Here is a 17,495-nt window from a genome sequence, read left to right on the forward strand (position 1 = left end):
TTTATTAGGAAGTATTGGTTTTAAGCCAATTCAACATTCATCATAATTGTTTCTTCGATAGCGTCCCAAAGTCCAATACGTTTTTCCAGTGCTAAAATTGATATTTCTTCTACATCAGACCATTTTTGAGCATCAGTCCCGCAAAGTTCAGTTATCATTTCCATTGCCATTGGGCCATGATCATCAGCATCTAATTCGATATGTCTTTCGAAATAATAAATCAGTTTGCTCAAATCAGTTTGCGGAAAATTTTCTTGAAAGTTTTTCAGAATAGCAGTAAACATACTTGGGATTAAATCTTCTCTACCAAAAGTGAATGCAGCTGCAATTTCATGAGATTTCCCTTCGTCAATAACTCTAAAAGTAAAGTCTAAGAAAGCTTTAATGTTAGGGTGTAAATTGCTTTTTTTGATGGCAACAAATATGTTTTTAAGCGAATTCACTTCAGATAAAAAATGTTCAATTCCAGCGGTGTTTGCTCCGCAAGCTTCCATCGCTTCAATGTACATTTCATAATGACTTTGGCGACGGCCATCAATTGTCAAATCAGATTCTTCCGCAACTACTATTTCATTTATCAAATACCTGGTTTGGGGATTTTGAGTGGCAAACCAAGGAGTAGTTGTGCAGGTCAACTTAGATTGTAGTGCTTTTAATAATGACATGAAATCCCAAACGGCATAAACATGGTTTTCGAGAAAACACTGTAAATCTTCAATGGTTTTGACTTTTTTGTATAAAGAATGTTGTAACAATAGTTCTTTTTGGGGCTGAATGCTATTGTTGATTGTCTCAATATTCATAGGTGGTATTTTTTATGTAAAGATAAAAAAGCTTCCTGTTTCCAAGAAGCTTTTGTTATCAATTTTATATATACTTTAATAGTCGTTTACTACTATTTAAAAGCTGGAATTCCAGTAATATCCATTCCGGTAATCAATAGGTGGATATCATGAGTACCTTCATACGTAATTACGGATTCTAGATTCATCATGTGTCGCATGATAGAATACTCTCCTGTAATTCCCATTCCACCTAACATTTGTCTGGCTTCGCGAGCAATATGAATCGCCATATCAACATTGTTTCTTTTTGCCATAGAGATTTGAGCAGTTGTTGCTTTGCCTTCATTTCTTAAAACGCCTAATCTCCAAGTCAATAATTGTGCTTTAGTGATTTCAGTAATCATTTCGGCTAGTTTCTTTTGTTGTAATTGAGTTCCTGCAATAGGTTTGTCAAACTGGATTCTTTCTTTGGCATAGCGCAGTGCTGTATCATAACAATCCATGGCTGCACCAATGGCTCCCCAAGCAATTCCGTAACGTGCTGAATCAAGACAACCAAGCGGTGCTCCTAGTCCAGATTTATTGGGTAATAAGTTTTCCTTTGGTACTTTTACATTGTCAAAGATTAATTCTCCAGTTGACGAGGCACGAAGTGACCATTTGTTATGTGTTTCCGGAGTAGAAAAACCTTCCATTCCGCGTTCTACGATTAAACCGTGAATTCTTCCTTCTTCATTTTTTGCCCAAACAATAGCAATATCAGCAAACGGAGCGTTTGAAATCCACATTTTGGCACCATTCAATAAATAATGGTCGCCCATATCTTTAAAGTTTGTAATCATGCTGCCTGGATCTGAACCGTAATTAGGTTCTGTTAATCCAAAACATCCCATGTATTCTCCTGTAGCTAACTTAGGTAAGTATTTTACGCGTTGCTCTTCATTTCCGTATTTCCATATTGGATACATTACTAAAGATGATTGTACAGATGAAGTGGAACGAACACCAGAATCACCGCGTTCAATTTCCTGCATAATTAAACCGTATGATATTTGGTCTAAACCTGCACCACCATATTCTTCTGGAATGTAAGGACCAAAACCACCTATTTCACCTAAACCTTTGATGATTTGTTTTGGAAATTCTGCTTTTTGAGCATATTCTTCTATAATAGGAGATACTTCGCGTTTTACCCATGCACGGGCAGAATCACGTACTAGTTTGTGTTCTTCTGTTAGTAAATCGTCTAAGTTATAATAATCTGGAGCTTGAAATAAGTCTGGTTTCATGGTTAGGTAATTTTATATGACGCAAATTTACATAAAGAAATATAACAAAAGCATTAATAAATGTTATATTTTTTTATTTTAATCGAAAATTACGAATTTTATAATCAAATATGGTATTTTTTAAAGCATCATTTTAATGAAAAAATAGCATTGCCTACTAATTTACAATAAAATTGTTAATTGCACTTTCAAATTTATTTTAAATAAGGCTGTTGATGTATTTAGATAGAATCCAGAATTACATTTTCAAATAAAAATCTTTTGTCAATTCGATGTATTCTGAGGTGAATTGATGTCTTGAGGTTTCGATAATCAATTCATCAATAGTAATGACGGCGTTTTCATTTCGGCTAAAAGCCAATAAACTGCGTTTGATCTCGGTAGTTGGAGTTCCTTTTACGTGAGTGATTTTTAAAGGAAATAATTCGTATGCTTTGGCTAGAGCCAAGAAATTTTCTTCTTCTTTAAAAGGAATTATGACTGCGAAAATTCCGTTTTCAGAAAGTAGTAAAGCGGCAGCTTCGATTAAATCTTCAAAAGGCATAGCGTCAGCAAAACGGGCTAAATCGCGTTGCTCGTTTTCGGATTTGTAATCGTCAGTGTAAAATGGAGGGTTGGAAACAATTAAATCGTACTCGTCTTCTGGTTCTTCTACAAATTCGTCTAAACCGGCATGAAAACAAAATAAGCGATCGCTCCAGAGGGAGTTTTCAAAATTATCTACAGATTGTTCGTACGCTTCTTCGTCGATTTCCAAAGCGTCAATTTGTTCTGCGTTACTTCTCTGCGCAAGCATTAAAGCGATGACACCTGTTCCAGCTCCAATATCTAAAATGCTAAAAGGGTTGTTTTCAATGGGGGTCCAAGCGCCAAGCAAAACACCGTCAGTTCCAATTTTCATGGCGCAACGATCTTGTTGAATTGAAAATTGTTTAAAGCGGAATTCGGACATAGAGATTTCAGATTGAAGATTAACGATTGCAGATTTTAGCAACTGAATACTTTGATTTTCGATTAACGATTTTTTCGATTAACCGAATAAACATATAATCGATTAAACTGTTTTAAAGATACATTTCGATCAATCCTTCAGGTAGATCCATAATGACTTTTTTATTTTCTCTGTCAATTTTCACAAGGAAATGGTCAATCATAGGGATAAGAATTTCTACTTCGCCGTTTAAAACTTCAAATAGTGGCTGAGCAGTAGTGTCATTTATGGATTCAATTTTTCCAACAACACCAAGGCGTTTGTCTTCAACTTCAAAACCAATTACTTCATGGAAGTAGAATTTATTACCGGTAAGTTTTGGTAACATATTTAAGGGAAGATATAAGTCGTTACCTATGACAGCATCGGCATCTTCTTCGGTATTCATATCTTCAAAACGAATTCTGAGAAAGTCGTTTTTGTGCAGTGAGCTGCTTTCAATAAAAAAAGGAACCAAGTGTTTGTTGCATTCAACAAACACTGATTCCAAGTTTTCGTATAACTCAGGTTCGTCCGTGTCTAAATAGGCAAGAACTTCTCCCTTGAAACTAAATTTTTTAGCGATTTTACCTAAGTAGAAACAATCTTCTTTACGCATCTTCGCCTTCTAAAATTATGCTTCAGTTGTTTCGTTATTTTCTTCTGCAGCAGGAGCTTCTTCAGCTTCAACTTCAGCAACTTCTTCTTCAACAGCTGGAGTTGCAGCAGCAATAGCATCAGCCTCTGCTTGTGCAGCAGCAGCTAAACGTTTTGCATTTACTTCTTGTTCTGCTTTGAAAGCTTTTGCTTTATCAGCAGCTTGTGCTTTAGTCAATCCTTCTTTTTTAGCGTCAACTTTTCCAGCTTTAGCTTCTAACCAAGCTGCTAATTTTGCGTCCGCTTGTTCTTGAGTTAAAGCTCCTTTACGAATACCTCCATCAAGGTGGTGTTTCAATAAAGCACCTTTATAAGAAAGAATAGCTTTAGCAGTATCAGTAGGTTGAGCACCATTGTGCAACCATTTTACTGCGCTATCAAGGTTCAATTCGATAGTTGCTGGGTTAGTGTTTGGATTGTAAGTACCAATTTTTTCTAGGTATTTACCATCTCTTTTTGAGCGTGCATCTGCAGCTACAACCCAGTAAAAAGGTTTTTGTTTTTTACCGTGTCTTTGTAATCTAATTTTTACTGACATAATCTTGTGATTAAATTTTGAGGTACTCGACCTCGATTAATTAAGGGTGCAAAGATACATTTTTTATCGATAAATACTAATTCGATTGGTATTTTAATGAACAGTAATGTTTTAGGTGTGGCTGTTGTTTTATTTTTTAATGCAATTTTATTTTTTTAAGGTCTAATGTCATACTTTTGTTGCTCTAAAAGATGCGTTTATGAAAAAATATTTTTTGTTTATTGTCGTGCTTTTTTCTTTAATCTCTTGTGAAGAGGATATTAGTTTTAATAATCCTTCGCTTCAGGGCATGAAGGATAATGTGTTTTGGAGAGGGGTGCAATCTAGAGCAACACTAGCAGCTGATGGATCCTTGCTCATAGAATCTTTTACAGCAAATGAAACACTATCCTTAAAAACTACTTCTACTACTGCTCAAACTTATTTTTTAGGAACCAGTGAGTCTAAAAAAGCAATTTATACAGTAACTGATCCTACGAATGGTTTGGTTACTTTTTCTACGGGTTTTGGTATAGGAGAAGGCCAGATAGTGATAACTCAATATGATGCTGTTAATAATACTGTTACAGGTACTTTTAAGTTTAATGCTAAAAATACAAATAGTAACTCGTTAGCCAGTCCAGTTGTTAATTTTCAACACGGAGTCTTTTATAAGGTTCCTATAGTTAGTTCTCTTGCTCAGTAATCTATGAGGAGTTGGTTTGTTAAAATGCCTAATCATTTGCTTTAGGATGTTCATTTCCTTTTTTTGAAATTAAAATAAAAACATAAATAAGCTAATATATAGTAGATTAGAAAAAAATTAGAGTACATTTGTTCTATTATTTAAATAAGTACATATGAATATTTTTGTTGGAAGCCTTCCATTCAGTATTGAGGAAGCAGATTTAAGAGAGTCTTTCGAGGCTTACGGAGCAGTTGATTCAGTTAAAATTATTACTGATAAATTTACTGGAAGAAGTAAAGGATTTGGTTTTGTTGAGATGCCAAATGATGACGAAGCTCAAAAAGCAATTGACGAATTGAACGGAGCTACTGTTCAAGGACGTGCAATCGTAGTAAACAAATCTGAGCCTAAACCAGAAGGTGAAAGAAGAAGTTTTAACAATAACAGTCGTGGTGGAGATTCACGCGGTGGTTATGGTGGTGGAAACAGCCGTGGTGGAGATAACCGTGGTGGTGGAAACAGAGGAGGATATTAATATTTTTTTCTACAATATAAAAAAAGGTGTCAATTTATTGACACCTTTTTTGTTGTTTATTGTTTTGTTTAAAGCTGAGTAAAAGCTAAAGGGAGTGTTGTTTTTTAAGGTTGTAATCTTAGCTATTACTCAATTTTAAACAAATGAAACTTTGAAAAACTATAGATTAGCAACTAACCAGTCACCCACTTCACTAGTTTTGTATGCTTTTGAGTCTTTAGAAGCTAAATCCTCCGTTACAATTCCTTGTTCCAATGATTTGTTAACTACTGTTCTAATAGCCTCTGCTTCTTCTTTCAATCCAAATGCATCTTCAAACATCATCGCTGCAGATAATACTGTCGCTAGTGGATTTGCAATATTCAATCCCGTGGCTTGTGGATAAGATCCATGAATAGGCTCATACAATGAAGTATGTTCTCCAACAGATGCAGATGGCATCAATCCCATAGAACCTGATATTACAGAAGCTTCATCTGTTAATATATCTCCAAATAAGTTTTCAGTAATCAAGACATCATAAGAGTTTGGCCATTGTACTAAACGCATCGCAACTGCATCTACAAATTCATAACTTACAGTTACTTCAGGATAATCCTTTTCCATTGCTTGTACGGTTTCTCTCCACAATCTTGAAGTTTCCATTACATTAGCTTTGTCCACACAACATAGTTTTTTAGTTCGGGTCATAGCAAGTTCAAAACCTTTTTTAGCCAAACGCTGTACTTCAGCTCTGGTGTAAGTACAAGTATCATACGCTGTCTCGCCATCGTCTTTTCTTCCTTTTTCTCCAAAATAAATTCCTCCAGTAAGTTCTCTTAAGAAAATTAAGTCAGTTCCTTCGATGCGTTCTCTTTTCAAAGGAGAATTATCAATCAAAGACGGGAATGTAAAGGTTGGACGCACATTGGCAAACAAGCCTAATTTTTTACGCATCAATAATAAACCTTGTTCGGGTCTTACAGGCGCACTTGGGTCGTTATCATATTTTGGATGTCCAATGGCTCCGAATAAAACAGCATCAGCAGCCATACAAATTTCATGCGTTTCATCAGGATAAGGAACTCCTACGGCGTCAATAGCACAAGCTCCTGTAAGTGCAGGTGTCCAAGTGATTTCGTGGTTGAATTTTTTTGCAATAGCATCCGAAACTTTTACAGCTTCATTGATTACTTCGGGTCCAATTCCGTCTCCAGCTAAAAGGGCTATGTTAAATTTCATTAGGTATATTTTATATTAATGTATTTCTATTTATTATTGGGCAGCAACGACATTCAACATCTTTTGTGTTGCAATGATTGCGGCAACTGTTTGGTCTGAATCAAGTCCTCTGGTTTTGAATTCTTTTTCATTATTCGTCCAGGTAATTATGGTTTCGCATAAGGCGTCAGAACTACTTCCTGGCGGAATTCGGACAGCATAATCGATCAATTTAGGTAATTCTAAATTTTTGCTTTTATATATTTTTGCCAATGCATTCATAAAAGCATCAAATTGCCCGTCACCTTGTGCGTGCTCTTCAATGATTTCACCATCTATTTTTAAAGATAAAGTAGTCGATGGACGCATGCCTTTTGCGTGAGATAATATATAGGACTCAACAATAATTTTTTCCTGATAGGTCTGGCTGTCTAAAACATCAGAGATTATATAAGGTAAATCCTCTTTGGTAACGGTTTCTTTTTTGTCACCTAATTCAATGATACGTTGTGTAACTAATTTTAAATCTTCAGGGTTTAATTGAAGGCCTAACTCTTGAAGATTTTTTTCAATATTAGCTTTTCCAGATGTTTTTCCAAGCGCATACTTTCTTTTTCTTCCAAAACGTTCCGGAAGTAAATCATTAAAATATAAATTATTTTTGTTGTCTCCGTCAGCATGAATACCGGCTGTTTGTGTAAATACATTGTCACCAACAATTGGTTTGTTTGCCGGAATTCTGTATCCTGTAAAAGTTTCGACCAACTTACTCACAGAATATAATGAAGATTCTTTTACGCCAATTTCTATTTGTGGAAAAAAGTCATTAATTACAGCAACAGTGCTTTCAAGTGGAGCATTTCCAGCGCGTTCTCCCATTCCATTTACAGTCACGTGGAGTCCTTGGATACCAGCTTTTACAGCTTCCATTACATTTGCGATACTTAAATCGTAGTCGTTGTGGGCATGAAAATCAAAATGGGTGTTTGGGTACCTTGCTATAATTTTCGAAATAAATTCAAAAGTTTCAGAAGGGATTAAAACGCCTAAAGTGTCCGGTAGCAAGACTCTCTTGATAGGTTGTTTGGTCAGAAAATCTAAATATTGAAACACATATTCAGGGGAATTACGCATTCCGTTACTCCAATCTTCTAAATATACATTAGTCTCAATATTATTTTCCTTAGCCAAAGCTATGGTTTGTGCAATTTCGGTAAAATGCTGTTCGGGTGTTTTTTTTAACTGATGCGTTAAATGATTCAAAGATCCTTTGGTTAATAAATTCTGGACTTTAGCTCCGGTTTTTTTCATCCAATCTATGGAAAGTCCGCCATCAACAAAGGTTAGAACTTCAATTCTATTGGAGTAATTTTTTTCGTTAGCCCAAGTCATAATCCCTTTTACACCTTGAAATTCTCCTTCGCTCACGCGTGCAGAAGCAATTTCGATTCTATCAATATTTAATTCTTCCAACAACAATTGCGCAATGGTTAGTTTTTCTGCAGCAGAAAATGATACTCCCGAGGTTTGTTCACCATCACGGAGTGTCGTATCCATTATTTCAATTTTTCTTTTTTTCATTATAAATTTGATGCTAAAAGTAGTTTTGATTTCAGTAATTTGAAGTCTTGCTGTTGTTTTTTATAAAAAGGTAAAAGCAGTTATCTGGCTTAACAATACTATTGAGCTTAAGATAACTGCTTTTTTATTGTTTGTTTCTAATAAGGGAGTTGATTGGCAAACCCAACAATTTCTTCCTTGATGTTTTGCAAATAATCAATATCATCAAAACCATTAACCATATTGTCTTTTTTGTATCCGGAAATATCAAAAGATTCTTTTTGACCAGTTGCTTTTAGTGTAATGGTTTGTTCAGGAAGATTAATTTCCAATTCTGTTTTTGGATCATTCTCAATAGCCTTGAAAATAGTATCGGCAAATTCTGGACTAACTTGTACCGGTAAAACACCAATGTTTAAACAATTTCCTTTGAAGATATCTGCAAAGAAACTTGAAACTACAGCACGGAATCCATAATCGTATACTGCCCAAGCTGCGTGCTCTCTAGAAGAACCCGAGCCAAAGTTTTTTCCACCTACTAATATTTTTCCGCTATACGTTGCGTCGTTCAATACGAAATCTGCTTTTGGAGTATCGTCTCCGTTGTATCTCCAGTCTCTGAATAGGTTGTCTCCAAAAGCTTCCCGTTTGGTAGCTTTCAAGAAACGTGCTGGGATAATTTGATCGGTATCCACATTTTCTATTGGTAGTGGTACTGCACTACTGGTAAGAATATTAAATTTATCGTATGCCATTTTGTTTTTTGCTTTAGGCTGTAGGCATGATGCTATAAGCTGCCTACAATAATTATTAATTCTTTATGAAAGGCTTAAAGCCTATTGCATAAAGCATAATGCTTTCTAGAGTAAATCTCTAGGATCTGTCAATACTCCAGTTACTGCAGCAGCAGCGGCCATAATTGGACTTGCCAATAATGTTCTTGAACCAGGACCTTGACGACCTTCGAAGTTTCTGTTTGAAGTACTTACTGCATATTTTCCTGCAGGTACTTTGTCATCATTCATCGCTAAACAAGCCGAGCAACCAGGCTGACGCAATACAAAACCAGCTTCAGTAAGAATGTCTAAAAGGCCTTCTTCTTTAATCTGGGCTTCTACTACGTGAGAACCTGGAACTAACCAAGCCGTAACGTTATCAGCTTTTTTTCTTCCTTTTACAATTTCTGTAAAAGCTCTGAAATCTTCGATTCTACCATTAGTACAACTTCCCAAGAAAACAAAATCGATTGGTTTGCCAATCATTACATCGTTTTCTTCAAAGCCCATGTAGGCCAAAGACTTTTTATATGTTTCTTCGCCGCCTTCCACTTGGTTGGCATTTGGAATATTTTTTGAGATACCAATTCCCATTCCAGGATTCGTACCATATGTAATCATTGGTTCAATATCTGCAGCATCAATATTTAATTCTGCATCAAAAACAGCATCAGCATCGGTTTTTAGAGTCTTCCAATATTCAACTGCTTTTGTCCAAGCTTCGCCTTTTGGAGCGTATAATCTTCCTTCTAAGAAATCGAATGTTTTTTGGTCAGGTGCAATCATACCACCACGAGCACCCATTTCGATACTCAAGTTACAAACCGTCATACGACCTTCCATCGACATATCTTCAAAAACGTTTCCTGCATATTCTGCAAAATATCCGGTACCTCCAGAAGTTGTTAATTGAGAAATAATATAAAGCGCAACGTCTTTAGGGCCAACACCTTTGCTCAATTTACCATTTACGTTGATGCGCATTTTCTTTGGTTTTGGTTGCATGATACATTGTGTAGCCATAACCATTTCAACCTCCGAAGTTCCGATACCAAAAGCAATAGCACCAAAAGCACCATGCGTAGAAGTGTGTGAATCTCCACAAACAATAGTGGCACCGGGTAAAGTAATTCCGTTTTCAGGACCTACTACATGTACAATTCCATTTTTCTTATGACCTAATCCCCAGTGCGAAATACCATATTCTGCAGCATTGTCTTCTAATGCTTTTAATTGATTGGCAGATAATGCATCTTGAACTGGTAAATGTTGATTTATAGTTGGTGTGTTGTGATCCGCAGTAGCAAAAGTACGCTCTGGATATAATACTGAAATTCCTCTTTCTTTCAAACCTAAAAAAGCTACAGGACTAGTAACTTCATGGATGAAATGACGGTCAATGAAAAACACGTCTGGTCCATCTTCAATTTTACGCACCACGTGCGAATCCCATACTTTGTCAAATAATGTAGTACTCATTTTAATATGTTTTTAATGTATTTTTTTATAGCCAAGTTGGCTAAGATGATAACAATGAGAGCAAAACTAAAAAAAGATTCAAGTCTTTATTATTTAATATTTCATTATATACGATACCCAAAATTAGATTAGAGTATTTCTTTGCTGATTTTTATCTTTTAAGCTTCTTTTTTAGCAGTGTATTTTTTTATTTAGATACAATAAAAAATTAATTTTCGGAGGTTTTTAATATTTATCAAATTGATAAAATATGATTCTAAAAGGCTGTTAAATTTGTGAATATTTAATAAAATTGAATAAAAATCGATTTTTTTTAATTTTTAATTCGCTATTTGACTTTTGCTGAAGCTATTTTCAAACCTGATTTTATTAGTAAATGGCATAATTTTTAGTCATATTTTAGTATTTTTTTTTGATGAAATACTACGACATCCAAAAAATCAATACGGACTCTTTTTGTCTTTTTAACAAGTGAATATCAAGGTGACTTGTTGAAAGTTATTGGAGTTTTAATAGGAGAATAGTCTTGGAAAATAAATTTGTTTTTTGTTGATAACTTAACTTCTATTCTACTCAAAAAAAACTAAATTTGAAATTCATTTTTTGCGATTTTTTAAAATCACAAACACTTCAACTCCAGATATGTACTTAATATTCGACACCGAAACTACAGGATTACCAAAGCGTTGGGGCGCTCCCATTTCAGATACGGATAACTGGCCGCGTTGTATTCAAATCGCTTGGCAGTTGCACGATGATATGGGAAAACTCATCGAGCATCAAGATTATTTGGTAAAGCCCGAAGGTTTTAATATTCCGTATGATGCGGAACGAATTCACGGTATTTCTACTGAATTGGCGGAAGCTGAAGGCATTTCGTTGGCGGAGGTTTTAGAAAAATTCAATATTGCATTGGGCAAAGCCAAATTTATTGTTGGTCAAAATCTAGGTTTTGATATCAATATTATGGGTTGCGAATTTTATAGAATGGGCGTTGAAAGCCAAATGAGTTCCATGCCCATTCTCGACACTTGTACTGAAGTTACCGCTTCCTTATTGAAATTGCCGGGTGGTCGAGGAGGAAAATTCAAATTGCCTACGTTAACGGAATTGCACTCGTATCTTTTTAATAAACCTTTCGGTGAAGCGCACAATGCGACTGCCGATGTGGAGGCAACTACGCGTTGTTTCTTGGAGTTAATACGTCGTGATGTTTTTACAAAAGAGGAGCTCGATGTTCCAGCCAGTTATTTTCAAGAATTCAAAAGTAAGAATCCAAGTGAGATTAAACTCATTGGTTTAAAACATATTAATCTTAAAGAAGCTTCGGATAAAATTCGTCAGCAGTTTGGAGAAAAACAAGCTCCTGCCGTTTCCAGAGCAGAACTTTCTGAGAATAAAAAAGTTCTTATTGATACGCCTTTCGTGCATTTGCACAATCACACCCAATTTTCCGTGTTGCAATCTACAATTAGTATTGCGGCATTGGTAAAAGCGGCAGCACAGCAAAAAATGCCTGCGGTTGCTATGACGGATCATGCAAATTTGATGGGTGCTTTTCATTTTGTCCGCGATATTTTATACCATAATAAGGCGGCTGAAGCCAAGAATAAAGCGGCTATAGAAAATGGTGAAGAACCTACCGAAGTTTCGATGAAACCAATTGTAGGTTGTGAATTTTTTGTGTGTGAAGACCATAAAAATAAGTCAGTAAAAGACAATGGGTACCAAATAGTACTTTTGGCGAAGACCAAAAAAGGCTATCATAATTTGGCTAAAATGTCCTCTATTGCATATACAGAGGGATTTTATTATGTACCAAGAATAGACCGAAAAGTCATTCAGGAATTCAAAGAAGATATTATTGTTTTGTCTGGAAACTTATATGGTGAAATCCCAAATAAGATTTTAAATATTGGTGAAAACCAAGCCGAAGAAGCCTTGCTTTGGTGGAAAAACGAGTTCAAGGAAGATTTCTACATTGAAGTAATGCGTCACAATCAAGAAGATGAAAATAGGGTGAATGCGTCTTTGATTTCATTGGCAAGAAAGCATGATGTCAAAATTATTGCTACGAATAATACCTTTTACATAAATAAAGAAAATTCGAATGCACACGATATTTTGTTGTGTGTGCGAGACGGCGAAAAGCAAACTACGCCAATAGGTCGTGGTCGTGGCTATCGTTACGGATTGCCGAATCAGGAATACTATTTCAAGTCGGGAGACGAGATGAAACAGCTTTTTGCAAATTTGCCCGAAGCGATTTCGAATATTTCGGAGATTGTGGATAAAATTGAAATTTTCGATTTAGCTCGTGAAGTTTTGCTTCCAAAATTTGAAATCCCGGTTGAATTTAATAATCCCGAAGATGCAGTTGATGGCGGAGTACGAGGAGAAAATGCGTATTTGAGACACCTTACTTTTGAAGGAGCAAGAAGACGCTATCCCGTAATTACTGAAGAAATTCAGGAACGATTGGATTTTGAATTGTTAACGATATCCAATTCTGGTTATCCGGGTTATTTCCTAATTGTACAGGATTTAATTGCTGAGGCGAGAAGTATGGGCGTTTCTGTAGGACCTGGAAGGGGATCTGCGGCAGGATCCGTGGTGGCATATTGTTTGAAGATTACCAATATTGACCCGTTGATGTATAACCTACTTTTTGAGCGTTTCCTGAATCCGGATCGTGTGTCACTACCCGATATTGATATCGATTTTGATGATGAAGGACGAAGCAGTGTAATGGATTATGTGATTCGAAAATACGGGTCGAAACAAGTAGCACAAATTATCACTTATGGTAAAATGGCCACGAAATCGGCTATTCGTGATACCGCTCGTGTTCTGGATTTGCCTTTATTTGAAGCCGATAAAATTGCGAAATTGATTCCAGGGATGATGCCGTCCAAGTGGAATTTAGCGCGCTTTTTGAACGAAGATGAAAATCTGATTAAAAAAGCGGTTCGTCCGGAAGAATACGATAAAATAAAAGAATTAATAGGTTTAGCTAATGAAGATGATTTGGGTGGAGAAACCATTCAGCAAGCCAAAGTTTTAGAAGGAAACTTAAGAAATACTGGGATTCACGCTTGTGGAGTTATTATTACACCAAGTGATATTACCAATTTTGTTCCTGTGGCTACGGCCAAAGATTCGGATTTGTACGTGACCCAATTTGATAACTCGGTTGTGGAAAGTGCCGGATTGCTGAAGATGGACTTCTTGGGTTTGAAAACCCTGACTCTGATAAAAGATACGGTTAAATTAGTTAAATACAGAACCGGAATTGATCTTGATCCAGACACGTTTCCGATTGATGATTTGAAGACGTATGAGCTTTTTCAACGCGGAGAAACGGTAGGGATTTTTCAGTATGAGAGTCCGGGAATGCAGAAATACATGAAGGAATTGAAGCCAACAGTATTTCCCGATTTGATTGCGATGAATGCGTTATATCGTCCAGGACCGATTGCTTATATTCCGAGTTTCGTCAAGCGAAAAAATGGCGAAGAGGAGATTATTTATGACCTTGATGCCTGCGAAGAATTATTGAAAGATACGTACGGAATTACCGTTTACCAGGAACAGGTAATGCTTTTGTCCCAAAAACTGGCGGATTTCTCGAAAGGGGATGCCGACGTTTTGCGTAAAGCGATGGGGAAAAAACAAAAGGACGTTTTGGATAAAATGAAACCTAAATTTATTAGTCAGGCTGCCGCCAAAGGTCATGCCGAAGATAAACTGGAGAAAATTTGGAAAGACTGGGAAGCCTTTGCGGAATATGCCTTTAATAAATCACACTCTACTTGTTATGCATGGATTGCATACCAAACAGCATTTTTAAAAGCAAATTATCCTGCTGAATATATGGCTGCGGTACTTTCGAATAATATGAGTGATATCAAGCAAGTTTCGTTCTTTATGGAAGAGTGTAAACGTATGGGATTGCAAGTTTTAGGGCCTGATGTGAACGAGTCTTTTTATAAATTTACTGTAAATGATGATTACGCAGTACGTTTTGGAATGGGGGCCATTAAAGGAGTAGGTTCTGGTGCTGTAGCTACTATCGTAGAAAGAAGAAAAGATGGAAAATACAAATCGATTTTTGATTTGACCAAACGCATCGATTTACGCGCGGCGAATAAAAAAGCATTGGAAAATCTGGCTTTAGCGGGAGGATTTGACTCCTTCACAGGAACTACAAGAGCGCAATATTTTCATGATGATGGCGATGGAATTACCTTTTATGAAAAAGCGATTCGGTATGGTGCTAAATTTCAGGAAAATGAGAATTCATCGCAAGTGAGTTTGTTTGGCGACAGCAGTGATGTTCAAATTGCAGAGCCTATTGTGCCTCCTTGCGAGGATTGGAGCACTATGGAAAAACTCGCTAAAGAGAAGGAAGTCGTAGGAATTTATATTTCGGGACATCCTTTAGACGATTTTAAATTTGAAATGAAGTATTTCTGCAATTCGAAATTGGAAATGCTTAAAAACATGGAACTTTACGTGGGTAAAACACTTGCTTTTGGAGGTATTGTTTCTAATGTACAGAGACGAACAGCCAAAAACGGTAAGGAATGGGCGATTTTTAACTTAGAAGGTTTTGACGAGAGTTTTGAATTTAAAATATTTAATGAAGAGTACCTGAACTTTCATCGATACTTGCTTCCTAATAATTTTGTTTATTTTAAAATCATGATCAAAGACGGATGGGTTAATAGAGAAACCGGAAAAAAATCTGAACCAAGAATGCAGTTTACTGATGCAAAACAATTACAGGATGTATTGAGCATTTTTGCCAAGAAATTAATCTTGCTTCTGAATATCTCAGATTTAGAAACAGATTTTATCCATAAATTGAGTCACCTTTTTCAAGAAAATAAAGGGGATAACACCGTTTCTTTTGAAGTTATGGAATTGGAAAAAACAAAACGCCTAGTTGCTGTTGCTCCGGTTGAATTAGAGAATGAAGAAGTTGCTTTTGTTGATGAAAATGAAGATTCTGAAATGGAAGCTCTCGAAATTCCAGAGACAAGTACCACAGCTAAAGTAGAAGAAGTAGAAGAAATAAAAGTGGTTACAAAACTAACAATGCCAAGCAGAAAACTAAAAATCAAGATTTCGAATGAATTGTTAGTGGAGCTGGAAAAAATGCAGATTAACTTTAAGCTGAATTAACTTTTTAAATGCTGATCCTTCAGGAAAATTAAAATGAATTTCAATTTCTATAAGCACTTGAAAATTAAACTTTAATCAGTTTTAACATATATTTGGTACTAAATAGTGCTAAATTTTCATTAAAAATGGTTTATTTTTGTAAAAACAGTAATAAGCTAAATTATGAAAAAGGAGTTGTTTTTGTTCGGATTTATGTTTTGTTCTATAGTTATGATAGGGCAAACTGAAAAGAAAGAAAGTTGGTATTTTAAATTAGGAGGGTCCTATTTTGTTCAGACTGCTGCTACTGAGTTTCCTACCGTAGGAGGTCAGGAAGCTTTAAGTAAGGTTTATGTTGGAGGGAATTTGGTTTCTGAAGAAAGCATTACAGGTTCTTTTGGAGAAGGTTTTCGTGCAGGAGGTGCTGTTGGATACCGTTTTACAGATCGTTTGGGTCTGGAAATGGGAATTAATTACTATAACAGTATTGATAAAACAATGGTTAAAAGAGTTGATGATGGAGTAACTACCTTAAAATCTGTTGGTCAAATTACTGCTTTTGATTTAGCTCCGGCAGTTGTGTTGTTCTTGGGTGAAGTAAAAGGATTTGAAACCTATTCTAAAGTAGGGGTAATTGTTCCGGTTCACGGAGATTTAACGATTAAAACAAATGCAGTTGCTGCTCCGGGAGTAAATGTTTTTAGTAAGGATGTAATCAGGCCAAAACCAACTGTAGGTTTTCAAGCGGCTTTAGGTACTTCTTATAAATTAGCTAAAAATCTTTCGGCTTTTGCAGAATTAGAATACCGCAATTTTACGGTGCATGGAAAAGATAAAGAGACTACTGAATTTACTGTTAATGGAACGGATCGATTGAGTACACGCAACACTTCTCAGGTGCATTCTAATTATACAGATCGCTTGGACAGTAATTCTAATAACGCTCAATTTAATACGGTAGATACAACAAAACCAATGGATGAATTGAGTTCTTATGTTGGTATCAGTGGATTGGGTTTGACTCTTGGGGTGAAATACAGTTTGTAATAAACCATTTTTAAATATTTATCAAAAGTCTGTCTGAAAAGATGGCTTTTTTTGTTTGCTGGCGAAGGAATTTTCTATGGAAATTGATTTTGTTGTAACACAAATGTCCTAGCAGTGATGGACGAATTGCTAACGCAATTATCTTTTCTGGCTTTCTTTAAGCCGGAAAAGATACAGCGTACAGCAGGAAGTAGCTCTTGATTATTGTAATCTTAAATGCATTAAAAGCGAGTGATAAGAATTGACGATATATTAATAGTCAAAACTAATTTATGAATGACGTTTGATTAGTTTTTAATTTCTAAATTTGTAACCTAGTTTGAGACTTTAGATATTCAAACGATAAACTTAAATAAAAATAAATATGGCATTAGCAATAACAGATGCTACTTTTGAAGAAGTAGTTTTGAAATCAGACAAACCGGTAATGGTGGATTTTTGGGCAGCATGGTGCGGACCTTGTAGAATGGTAGGTCCAATCATTGATGAATTGAGCAACGAATACGAAGGTAAAGTTGTTGTAGGTAAAGTTGATGTTGATGCAAACCAGGAATTTGCTGCTAAATACGGAGTTAGAAATATCCCAACAGTCTTGGTTTTTCATAATGGTGAAGTAGTAGGGAAACAAGTAGGAGTTGCTCCGAAACAAACTTACGCTGATAGTTTAGACGCTTTGTTGTAATCGGTAGATTATGATTTATATAGAATCTGAAAAGATTCAAATAAAAGGTTTGGCGAAAGTCAAGCCTTTTTTTGTTTATGCTGAATGGATTTTAGCTTCTTGATTAAGTTTTGTTTCGATAATCTTTTAATTTTTAAATCGTTA

The 17,495-nt window shown here is 35.7% G+C and carries 14 protein-coding genes; 5 read left to right on the plus strand and 9 right to left on the minus strand.

Features of this window, described 5'->3' with window-relative positions:
• Window positions 1-20: 20 nt before the first annotated feature.
• From ACNQF8_RS05545 to ACNQF8_RS05565, 5 genes are all read right to left on the minus strand, one after another.
• Window positions 21-803: a DUF3050 domain-containing protein gene (locus ACNQF8_RS05545; RefSeq protein ID WP_417951122.1), complete on the minus strand. Its 783-nt coding sequence runs from the start codon at window positions 801-803 to the stop codon at window positions 21-23.
• A 92-nt stretch (window positions 804-895) separates the two neighbouring features.
• Window positions 896-2,074: an acyl-CoA dehydrogenase family protein gene (locus ACNQF8_RS05550; RefSeq protein ID WP_315210908.1), complete on the minus strand. Its 1,179-nt coding sequence runs from the start codon at window positions 2,072-2,074 to the stop codon at window positions 896-898.
• Between the two features lie 238 nt (window positions 2,075-2,312).
• The gene (locus ACNQF8_RS05555) at window positions 2,313-3,026 is read right to left on the minus strand and encodes a tRNA1(Val) (adenine(37)-N6)-methyltransferase (RefSeq protein ID WP_417951123.1); all 714 of its coding nucleotides are present in this window, start codon (window positions 3,024-3,026) and stop codon (window positions 2,313-2,315) included.
• 112 nt (window positions 3,027-3,138) lie between these two features.
• Window positions 3,139-3,663, minus strand: a complete 525-nt coding sequence (rimM, locus tag ACNQF8_RS05560; protein ID WP_315210905.1) for a ribosome maturation factor RimM — start codon at window positions 3,661-3,663, stop codon at window positions 3,139-3,141.
• A 15-nt stretch (window positions 3,664-3,678) separates the two neighbouring features.
• Window positions 3,679-4,239, minus strand: coding sequence for a 30S ribosomal protein S16 (locus tag ACNQF8_RS05565; RefSeq protein WP_035668607.1), 561 nt, complete (start codon window positions 4,237-4,239; stop codon window positions 3,679-3,681).
• Between the two features lie 199 nt (window positions 4,240-4,438).
• Here ACNQF8_RS05565 and ACNQF8_RS05570 point away from each other — a divergent pair, with 199 nt between their 5' ends.
• Window positions 4,439-4,924, plus strand: a complete 486-nt coding sequence (locus ACNQF8_RS05570) for a DUF6252 domain-containing protein (RefSeq protein ID WP_417953025.1) — start codon at window positions 4,439-4,441, stop codon at window positions 4,922-4,924.
• A gap of 154 nt (window positions 4,925-5,078) precedes the next feature.
• Window positions 5,079-5,441: an RNA recognition motif domain-containing protein gene (locus ACNQF8_RS05575; protein ID WP_099713722.1), complete on the plus strand. Its 363-nt coding sequence runs from the start codon at window positions 5,079-5,081 to the stop codon at window positions 5,439-5,441.
• Window positions 5,442-5,600: 159 nt separating this feature from the next.
• Here the strand turns inward: ACNQF8_RS05575 and leuB are convergent, their stop codons facing one another.
• The 4 genes from leuB to leuC all read right to left on the minus strand — a co-directional run bounded on the left by leuB (window position 5,601) and on the right by leuC (window position 10,456).
• Entirely contained in the window at window positions 5,601-6,662 is a 1,062-nt protein-coding gene (gene leuB / locus ACNQF8_RS05580) for a 3-isopropylmalate dehydrogenase (protein WP_417951125.1), read from the minus strand.
• Between the two features lie 33 nt (window positions 6,663-6,695).
• Window positions 6,696-8,222, minus strand: a complete 1,527-nt coding sequence (locus ACNQF8_RS05585; RefSeq protein WP_417951126.1) for an alpha-isopropylmalate synthase regulatory domain-containing protein — start codon at window positions 8,220-8,222, stop codon at window positions 6,696-6,698.
• 137 nt (window positions 8,223-8,359) lie between these two features.
• Entirely contained in the window at window positions 8,360-8,956 is a 597-nt protein-coding gene (gene leuD / locus ACNQF8_RS05590) for a 3-isopropylmalate dehydratase small subunit (RefSeq protein WP_417951127.1), read from the minus strand.
• 105 nt (window positions 8,957-9,061) lie between these two features.
• Window positions 9,062-10,456 carry a 3-isopropylmalate dehydratase large subunit gene (gene leuC, locus ACNQF8_RS05595; protein WP_315212168.1) on the minus strand — a complete coding sequence of 465 codons (1,395 nt, stop codon included), beginning with the start codon at window positions 10,454-10,456 and terminating at the stop codon, window positions 9,062-9,064.
• A 642-nt stretch (window positions 10,457-11,098) separates the two neighbouring features.
• Between leuC and dnaE the strand changes: the two genes are divergently transcribed.
• The 3 genes from dnaE (at window position 11,099) to trxA (ending at window position 17,351) form a co-directional block, all read left to right on the plus strand.
• The gene (gene dnaE / locus ACNQF8_RS05600; protein ID WP_417951128.1) at window positions 11,099-15,643 is read left to right on the plus strand and encodes a DNA polymerase III subunit alpha; all 4,545 of its coding nucleotides are present in this window, start codon (window positions 11,099-11,101) and stop codon (window positions 15,641-15,643) included.
• 162 nt (window positions 15,644-15,805) lie between these two features.
• On the plus strand, window positions 15,806-16,669 hold the full coding sequence (locus tag ACNQF8_RS05605) for an outer membrane beta-barrel protein (RefSeq protein WP_417953026.1): 864 nt from the start codon (window positions 15,806-15,808) through the stop codon (window positions 16,667-16,669).
• Window positions 16,670-17,033: 364 nt separating this feature from the next.
• Window positions 17,034-17,351 (plus strand): thioredoxin, encoded by a 318-nt coding sequence (gene trxA, locus ACNQF8_RS05610; protein ID WP_024980008.1) that lies wholly within the window; start codon window positions 17,034-17,036, stop codon window positions 17,349-17,351.
• Window positions 17,352-17,495: the final 144 nt, after the last annotated feature.

It is taken from the genome of Flavobacterium labens (assembly GCF_048286755.1).
Lineage (GTDB): Bacteria > Bacteroidota > Bacteroidia > Flavobacteriales > Flavobacteriaceae > Flavobacterium.

What these genes read in the sequence shown, in the direction of transcription:
- ACNQF8_RS05545 (WP_417951122.1), bottom strand. Translation starts at nt 803, where the DNA reads ATGAATATTGAGACAATCAACAATAGCATTCAGCCCCAAAAAGAACTA.
- ACNQF8_RS05550 (WP_315210908.1), bottom strand. Translation starts at nt 2,074, where the DNA reads ATGAAACCAGACTTATTTCAAGCTCCAGATTATTATAACTTAGACGAT.
- ACNQF8_RS05555 (WP_417951123.1), bottom strand. Translation starts at nt 3,026, where the DNA reads ATGTCCGAATTCCGCTTTAAACAATTTTCAATTCAACAAGATCGTTGC.
- rimM (WP_315210905.1), bottom strand. Translation starts at nt 3,663, where the DNA reads ATGCGTAAAGAAGATTGTTTCTACTTAGGTAAAATCGCTAAAAAATTT.
- ACNQF8_RS05565 (WP_035668607.1), bottom strand. Translation starts at nt 4,239, where the DNA reads ATGTCAGTAAAAATTAGATTACAAAGACACGGTAAAAAACAAAAACCT.
- ACNQF8_RS05570 (WP_417953025.1), top strand. Translation starts at nt 4,439, where the DNA reads ATGAAAAAATATTTTTTGTTTATTGTCGTGCTTTTTTCTTTAATCTCT.
- ACNQF8_RS05575 (WP_099713722.1), top strand. Translation starts at nt 5,079, where the DNA reads ATGAATATTTTTGTTGGAAGCCTTCCATTCAGTATTGAGGAAGCAGAT.
- leuB (WP_417951125.1), bottom strand. Translation starts at nt 6,662, where the DNA reads ATGAAATTTAACATAGCCCTTTTAGCTGGAGACGGAATTGGACCCGAA.
- ACNQF8_RS05585 (WP_417951126.1), bottom strand. Translation starts at nt 8,222, where the DNA reads ATGAAAAAAAGAAAAATTGAAATAATGGATACGACACTCCGTGATGGT.
- leuD (WP_417951127.1), bottom strand. Translation starts at nt 8,956, where the DNA reads ATGGCATACGATAAATTTAATATTCTTACCAGTAGTGCAGTACCACTA.
- leuC (WP_315212168.1), bottom strand. Translation starts at nt 10,456, where the DNA reads ATGAGTACTACATTATTTGACAAAGTATGGGATTCGCACGTGGTGCGT.
- dnaE (WP_417951128.1), top strand. Translation starts at nt 11,099, where the DNA reads ATGTACTTAATATTCGACACCGAAACTACAGGATTACCAAAGCGTTGG.
- ACNQF8_RS05605 (WP_417953026.1), top strand. Translation starts at nt 15,806, where the DNA reads ATGAAAAAGGAGTTGTTTTTGTTCGGATTTATGTTTTGTTCTATAGTT.
- trxA (WP_024980008.1), top strand. Translation starts at nt 17,034, where the DNA reads ATGGCATTAGCAATAACAGATGCTACTTTTGAAGAAGTAGTTTTGAAA.